Source organism: Bradyrhizobium sp. SUTN9-2, assembly GCF_003122645.1.
Classification (GTDB): Bacteria; Pseudomonadota; Alphaproteobacteria; order Rhizobiales; family Xanthobacteraceae; genus Bradyrhizobium; species Bradyrhizobium yuanmingense.
Genome location: NZ_LAXE01000001.1, coordinates 4,874,314 through 4,880,843 on the forward strand (window position 1 = coordinate 4,874,314; position 6,530 = coordinate 4,880,843).

The window sequence follows — 6,530 nt, forward strand, 5'->3', positions numbered from 1 at the left end:
CAACACGGTTAACGCGGCGGTTGGGCCCGCAGCGCGCCGTGAATCCGATGGCGATGTTGCAAGCGTGCAACGCATCGCGCGCGAATTCACGCCGCGTTATCCCTACCGAAGTCCTACGCTTATGATTCCGGTGCGGCGCGCGGATGCACGTGCTCGGGCCGCACGCCGAGCGCGAGCAGGCGCGCCGGGATGCCCTGCAGCCATGGCAGCGCGGTGATGAGGCGCACGACCAGCGGCACCTTCAGCGGCCGGTCGCCGCCCTGCAAGGCGCCACTGATAATGTTGTTCTGCACGACCACCTGCATAGCTTGCGTCATCTTCACCGGGAACGCGCGACGGCGCCTAATGGCATCGAGCTCGTGCTCGGACGGGCAGCCATGCTGCAGCTTGTCCGCCAGGAGGTTCGCGGTCGCAACCGCGTCCTGCACGGCGAGATTGACGCCGACGCCGCCGATTGGCGACATCGCATGTGCGGCATCGCCGATGCACAACAGGCCCGGCTGCGTCCAGCGCGTCAGACGGTTGATCGCCACGGTGAGCAGCTTGACGTCGTCGAAGCTCTTCACCTCGGCGATGCCGGAGCGGAGGATCGGCGCCATGCGCACGACGTCATCGAGCAGCGCCGAAAGTCCCCTCGCCTTCACCGCATCGTACTGTCCCTTGGCGATGACATAAGCGCACTGCCAATAATCGCCGCGGTCGAAGGTGATCATCATCTTGCCGGGCTCGACCCGCGCGAACACGTTCTCGGTCTCTTCGGGTCTGCGCCCGGCGCGAAACCACAGCACGTCCATCGGCGCGCCGATCTCCTCGACGCTAAGGCCGGCGCGCTCGCGCACCGTCGAATGCCGGCCGTCGCAGGCGATGGTGAGATCGGCCTCGATGTCGATGATGCCCTCAGGCGTCTTCGCCCGCACGCCGGCAATCGTCTCGCCGCGGCGGATCAGATCGATCGCCTCCGTGCTCATCATCACCTCGAGCGAGGCAAAGCGCCTGCCCGCCTCGCGCAGAAAATTCAAGAAGTCCCATTGCGGCATGAAGGCGATGAAGGGGTATTTGGTATGGAGCCGGCTGAGATCGGCAATGCGCACAGGCGTGCCGCCGAACAGGCCGTCCATCTTTTGCAGGCGCTGGTGCGGCAGCTTCAGGAAGCCGTCGATCAGGCCGAGCTCATCCATCACTTCAAGCGTCGACGGATGCACGGTATCGCCGCGGAAGTCGCGGAAGAAATCCGCATGCTTCTCCAGCACCACGACGTCGATGCCGGCGCGTCCCAGGAGGTAGCCGAGCATCATGCCGGCAGGTCCCCCGCCGACGACGCAGCAGCGGACTTTCATGGTCCTGTCAGATTGTGGGTTGGGTGTCACTGCAGACGCGAACCGCGAGGTGAGTATCGATGAAGAGATGTCCGCCGATACTAGCGCGATTCAGGTCAAAGAGAGTCCTAATTATGCAGGGCGCAGTTGGATCAATGCCGGTTGGGAGCAGCAGACCGGCGCCAAATGAAAGGCCCGCTTCGTGCGGGCCTTCCGTGACAATCGCGTTCGACTATTTCTGATCCTCGCTGCTGGTCCCGGACCCCGGACTGCCGATCGGCACCCCATTCGGAGCACGCCCGGCACCCATGTTTCGCTCGGCCTGAGCTGCCGTTGGCGACTTGCCGGCGGCAGTCGGCGCTTGAACATTGGGATTGGTCGGGCTGTTATTGGTGTTGATGTTGGCGCCTGTGGTGGTGCCCTGCGTTCCCATGCCGGAGGGAGCCGACGGCCCGGAATTGGCATTGCTGGGTGACGTTCCAATTCCCGCGCCCGATGAGGCCGCAGATCCGCCGCTGGTTCCGCCGGTCCCCGTGCCTGCCGCGGCACCCGCACCTGCGCCACCGCCGCCTGCGCCACCACCACCGCCTCCGCCACCACCGCCTCCTTGAGCAAGGGCGGCCGTCGAAAGCGCAGCACAAGCGATCGTGACGAGGATGGATTTACGGATCATGGATCGTCTCCCTGGTTTGGCAGACAATCCAGCCCGGCAGGAGTTGTTCCTTCCGCGGGGGAAGCGAGCTTCGCGTCTCAGGACTTTGGCGACTTGCGGTCCCACGGCCGTTTGCCATCGGCGTCGCGATCCCATGGTCGCGTGGCCGGAGCCCCCTTCTCATCCTCGGCAGCCTTCGCGCGGTCCGCCTGGACACGTTCGCGATCAGTGAGAGGTGGGGCTGTGGGAACTGGATTCGTTTGAGCCAGAACCGGAAGCGTCGTAAGGAGCGCGACAATAATGAATTTTGTCATTCCCGGCTCTAGCACTTTCACCTTGGCTTGTCCGATTTAAGTTCGGCCGCTGCGCAAGATCATCCCGTCACAATCGAACAGCGCATCAATTATTGCTCCGGTTCGCGCTCCTGAAGCTCTTGATCTCCGACACGCTGCCGTCGCGATAGGTCAGCTCCACCGAGACGGATTTCGTGCTTGGCGCGAGCTTCATGTAGAGCGGCATGCCGGCGCTGACCGCGCTGGGGTCGCGCATGTCGCAGGGCGGCATCTTCAGCACCTGGTTGGGCACGGCGGTGTCGACGCCGATGCGCACCTCGCGAATGGCGCAGCGGTAGGAGACGAGATGCGTGTAGTAGACGAGCAGCCCGTTGAACTCGCGGAACGACAGCCAGCTCGTCGAGGTCATGTCGAGGATCTTGCGCTGGTCGCGGATCAGCGCGGCCTCGGGATCGAACCTGATCGGGAACGGGCCCTGCATGTCGCCGGACTGATCGACATAACGGACCTCGATGGTGCCAGCCTGCGCATCCGGCGGCAGCTCGATCGACGGGTTCGGCATCCGCTTGCGGGTGCGCGGATCGAGCGTGTCGATGAACCCGGTCTCGCGGAAATCGCCCGTGCCGGCAATGCGCCAGGAAATGCCGAGCGTCGGATCAGCGAAAGAGAAGGTCACGCTCCAGCCGCCATTGTGACGCGAGAAGCTCGCGATCGGCGCGTTGAGGGTCTCCTCCTTGGGCATCTGCGGCACCGACACCGGCGGTAGCGCCGCAAGCTTCGTGGGCGGCGGATCGTCCGAACGCGCGGCGGTGTCCTTGGCGAGGCCGCTGAGGAAGACATCGTCGACCATCTGGTCGAAATAGACCGGCACCTGCCTGTGCTTCACGGTGTCGGCGAGCTCGCTGACGGCACGGCGGGTACGCTGCGCCACCTGCACCAGATTCTCGCCGGGCTTGAGCAGCTCCTTGGCGAAGGTGCGCGTAAACACTGAGTTTGGATTGACGTCGTCATTGGAGAGCCGATCGAGCGCGGTCTGGCGGGGACCCGCGGAGAACACCGAGAACACGCCCTCCGGCAACTGGGTCATCGGCGCGAGCCCGCCGGCGCCGGCAACCGCGCGGGTGCCCTTGCGCTCGAACGGATTGTTGCGGCAGGCGTCGAACACCAGGATCGAGGTCCGCGCCTTCTTGTTCTGCAGCCGCTCGACGATGCGGTCGGCCAGGATCGAGGCGTCGCGCACCAGCTCCTCCTGCCCTTCCGTCGCAGCCGGCACGTCGGTCGGCAGCAGATAGTTCTGGCCCGCGATCTCGAAGCCGTGGCCGGCATAGAAGAAGAACGCGGTGTCGCCCGGCTCGATGGCCTTGTCGAAGGCGAGCAGCGTCTCTGAGAATTGCTGCCGGCTCTGGTTCTCGGCGACCATCACCGAGAAGCCGAGCTGCTTCAGCGTGTCGCCCATGGTGCGGGCGTCGTTGACCGCCTTGAGCAGCTTCGGCACGTTCTTGTAGTCGTTGTTGCCGACGACGAGCGCGACGCGCTTCTCGGCACAGGCGGGCGCTGCGAAACCGCTCAGGCCCGCCGCGAGGCCAAGGGCCGCCAGAATTCTGAAAAGCCGACGCGTCATCGCAAAATTTCCCGTTGCAGAACCGGCCCTGCCGCCGATCTTCGAGCGGCAGTTCATGGGACCCCCTGCCGCTGTGTGATAGTCGGCCCAGACCTGACGACGGTTCAAGGATCCCGGGGCTCCGATTGTACGATCCGACTATGGCCGATTCCGCTGGAATCTGTTTCCTTTCAGACAATTTCGCCGGAAGCGAGGGGCTGCCGTGTTGCACTGGTGTACGGACGAGGTCGACCCGAAGGATCGCTTCGACTATTGGCGCGAGGTGCGCGCCAAGGGGTTGTTCGGTGTCACCGCCGAGCTCGCGCGCGAGCGGCGCGCGGACTTCTTCGGCGAATTCTCGCTGCGTAAGCTGGGCGGCGCCGGCCTCGTCGAGCTGAAGGCCTCGCCCTACGCGGTCGAGCGCAGCGCGTCGGACATCGCCTATGCCCCGGGTGAGGCGATCTGCGTCTACCAGCAGCTTGGCAGCGGCGGCTGGTTCGGCGGCATGCGCGCAAGCGACTTTGCCATTGCCAATGGCAGCTTCGCCACCAGCCATACCGACCTGCCGTACCGCACCGCCCCGCTGGGCATCGGGGGCTTCCACCTGCGGATCCTCAAGATCCCCGTGAGCCACATCCCGGTGCAGGACAAGCGCATGCGCGATCTAGCGCCCCGGACCTTCAACGATCCGGCCCTGGTGCCCCTGCTCGCGGCCTGCTTTGCCGATCTCAACGAAATCGCCACGGACGATACGGCCTCTGCCGTCCAGGCGTCCTTGGTCCAGGCTTTGGCCCATCTGGCGCTGATCGAGCGGGGCGTCGTGCGGCCCGGCAGCCGGCGGGGACAGGAGGCACTGCGGACCGCCCGCCTCTCGCAAGCCCGGCGGCTGATCGCGCGCCACCTTCAGGACCCCAATCTTGCGCCGGCCATGGTGGCCGACCTGCTCGGCGTCTCCGTTCGTCACCTGCACATGCTGTTCGAGATGGCAGAGAAGAGCTTTTCCCAGACGGTGACCGACGAGCGCCTGAAACAGAGCCGCCGCCTGCTGCGCGAGGCGCCGGAACGGCTGATCGCCGACATCGCGTCGTCGTGCGGCTTCGAGAGCCTGGCGACCTATTACCGGGTGTTCAACGCCGCCTATGGCATGGCCCCAGGTGATTTCCGGGCCAAAGGCACGGACGGCCGTTAGCTGCTGTCTTCGCGGTTGCGGCCAAGCGGAGGGGGCTCGGGGGAAAACCCCAGCCGCGCCCGTGATTTGGGCAAAAACCTCAGGCTTTTTAGGCTCTTCCCGCGCCCGCTCCATTGACTTTGGCCAATTCCCGCCTATGTTCCGGGTCGACGCGGCTCAGATCGAAGAGCGATTCCTGAGCCTTGCGCTTTGTCCGCGTGAGTCAGCACCCCCAGCTTCTTCGAGAGCGCGCCGTTTCGGGGTGGAACGCGACAGCCTTATTACCCTCGATTCCGAACGGCGGTTTCGACCAGAGGCTCAATGTCCTTTTCAGATCTCGGACTGTCCGAAAAAGTCCTCGCCGCAGTGGCGGCCACCGGTTACACCACCCCCACCCCGATTCAGGAACAGGCGATCCCCCACGTCCTCGCACGCAAGGACGTGCTCGGCATCGCCCAGACCGGCACCGGCAAGACCGCGGCCTTCGTGCTGCCGATGCTCACCATCCTCGAAAAGGGCCGCGCCCGGGCGCGCATGCCGCGCACGCTGATCCTCGAGCCAACCCGCGAGCTCGCGGCCCAGGTGAAGGAAAACTTCGATCGCTACGGCGCCGGCCAGAAGCTCAACGTCGCCCTCCTGATCGGCGGCGTCTCGTTCGGCGACCAGGATGCCAAGCTGATGCGCGGCGTCGACGTGCTGATCGCCACCCCCGGCCGCCTGCTCGACCACACCGAGCGCGGCGGCCTGTTGCTCACCGGCGTCGAGCTGCTCGTCATCGACGAAGCCGACCGCATGCTGGACATGGGCTTCATCCCCGACATCGAGCGCATCTGCAAGCTCGTCCCCTTCACGCGGCAGACCCTGTTCTTCACCGCGACCATGCCGCCGGAAATCCGGCGCATCACCGAGGCCTTCCTGCACAATCCGCAGAAGGTCGAGGTCTCCAGGCCCGCCACGACCGCCGTCACCGTGACGCAAGCCCAGGTCCCCGCCGGCCGCGAGGCGCACGAGAAGCGCGAATTGCTCCGCCGTTTGCTGCGCGAGGCCAAGGACCTCAAGAACGCGATCATCTTCTGCAATCGCAAGCGCGAGGTCGCGATCGTTCACAAATCGCTGCAGAAGCACGGCTTCAGCGTCGGTGCCCTGCATGGCGACATGGACCAGCCGGCCCGCATGGCCGCGCTCGACCAGTTCCGCAAGGGTGAACTGCCCCTCCTCGTCGCCTCCGACGTCGCCGCCCGCGGCCTCGACATTCCCGAGGTCAGCCACGTCTTCAATTTCGACGTTCCCCACCACGCCGACGATTACGTCCACCGCATCGGCCGCACCGGCCGCGCCGGCCGAACCGGCACCGCGATCTCGATCGTGACACCGCTCGACCAGAAGTCGATGGCCGCGATCGAGAAGCTGATCGGCCAGAGCATTCCGCGCGCCGAAGGCGACTATGACGTCCACGCCGAAGCGGGCGAACAAGGCGAGCGTCCGCGCGAGCAGCGCGGCC

General features: G+C 65.5%; 4 protein-coding genes. 2 read left to right on the forward strand and 2 right to left on the reverse strand.

All coding sequences use genetic code 11. The annotated features are described in order from the left end of the window. Positions 1-119 precede the first annotated feature (119 nt). Complete coding sequence (locus XF30_RS22575; protein WP_109143892.1) at positions 120-1,337, reverse strand: FAD-dependent oxidoreductase; 1,218 nt, start codon at positions 1,335-1,337, stop codon at positions 120-122. Positions 1,338-2,367: 1,030 nt separating this feature from the next. Continuing rightward, positions 2,368-3,882 (reverse strand): caspase family protein, encoded by a 1,515-nt coding sequence (locus tag XF30_RS22590; protein ID WP_109145817.1) that lies wholly within the window; start codon positions 3,880-3,882, stop codon positions 2,368-2,370. A gap of 202 nt (positions 3,883-4,084) precedes the next feature. On the opposite strand from XF30_RS22590, the gene XF30_RS22595 reads away from it, so the two are divergent. Beyond that, positions 4,085-5,050: a helix-turn-helix domain-containing protein gene (locus XF30_RS22595; protein WP_109143894.1), complete on the forward strand. Its 966-nt coding sequence runs from the start codon at positions 4,085-4,087 to the stop codon at positions 5,048-5,050. Between the two features lie 300 nt (positions 5,051-5,350). Beyond that, positions 5,351-6,530, forward strand: a 1,180-nt coding sequence (locus XF30_RS22600; protein ID WP_244609003.1) for a DEAD/DEAH box helicase, incomplete at its 3' end; no start/stop codon positions are given.

What these genes read in the sequence shown, in the direction of transcription:
- XF30_RS22575 (WP_109143892.1), bottom strand. Translation starts at nt 1,337, where the DNA reads ATGAAAGTCCGCTGCTGCGTCGTCGGCGGGGGACCTGCCGGCATGATG.
- XF30_RS22590 (WP_109145817.1), bottom strand. Translation starts at nt 3,882, where the DNA reads ATGACGCGTCGGCTTTTCAGAATTCTGGCGGCCCTTGGCCTCGCGGCG.